1 protein-coding gene is annotated in these 1,045 nt (G+C 45.6%); it reads right to left on the bottom strand.

Annotation, left to right across the window (positions count from 1 at the left end; all coding sequences use genetic code 11):
- Positions 1–27: 27 nt before the first annotated feature.
- Positions 28–879 (bottom strand): DUF4123 domain-containing protein, encoded by an 852-nt coding sequence (locus ACSVIK_RS25980; protein WP_442447016.1) that lies wholly within the window; start codon positions 877–879, stop codon positions 28–30.
- Between the last annotated feature and the right edge of the window lie 166 nt (positions 880–1,045).

Raw genomic sequence — 1,045 nt, 5'->3', positions numbered from 1 at the left:
CAAACTGCCCGACTCATGCAGGCGTCTTCAAGCTATCCCATTGATCAAAATGGGATTTTTGTGGGGATTCCTCAGGCTCAGGCCGCTATTTAGAATAGCCATTTTCTCACTATGCGCTGTCAAACTTTGATCAGGCAAAACAGGGAGTAATCGACGCAGATGGCGCGATTCGCTAATACCGCAGTCAACCAGAAGCTGCAGATTATCGATAGTGGCTCGTAGCCTGTCGCTATTTAGCTGATAAGGAAGCAGTTTTGAGTTCTGGGCAAGCCAAAATTGCCAACGAAATTCCTTGTGTTGCAATAGGGTTTCACTGCCAACCGCCAAAGAAGTGGTACCATAAGAAGCCGCCTGAGGGTCTATATTTCTATAAGAGAGCCAAGCTGTATTGAATTCTTCTTCAAAAATAAAAAACGGCGCCAAAACCTCATCCCACTCCCCCATCAAATTTTTCGTACTTTGCAGAGAGGTAGCAAGAGCATGCCAGAGCCGAGGATCATAGTAACGGCATAAACTTTCACCAAAGCCATCACAATGCATAGTCAAAAGATACTGTGCTTGTACAATTGCAGATTCTTCTGAGTACTGAGTAGAAACTGCGATGCCTGCTAAGGACTCTTGACAAATGGTTGCTGCAAGAAACCCTGTCTCATGGCAGCCATTCACCGCAACCCATATGGGACCAATATCGCTTAGCCCTTCATAATCCGTACCGTCGAACAACCGTCTTGCTATGGCTGTCCCACTAACTTGGTACAGTTTCTCTAAAGCATCTGGCCGAACTGCCTGATCAATTATGAAGTAATAAGTGCCCCAGTCATTTTCTGCTATTGTTTTGACTTGTGAGTTTTCAGGGAGGTTCGCTAGCCATAAAGACATGGGCAATCCCCTCTACTGCACTTGCCATTAGTTTTTTTACCACAACGAGGTATGAATGGCTGACTTTGATGCGAGCTACGAACAAATACGTTAGGGAAGGTCTGAAATAGGCCGTTATTTCTGGCCGACTTCGGTCGCTACCGATTTTGAAAGAGTCCATCTGATC

It is taken from the genome of Pseudomonas sp. NCHU5216 (genome assembly GCF_052156495.1).
GTDB lineage: Bacteria > Pseudomonadota > Gammaproteobacteria > Pseudomonadales > Pseudomonadaceae > Aquipseudomonas.
Note: the sequence above shows the minus strand (reverse complement) of the source record. Positions and strands in the feature narration are given on the sequence as shown.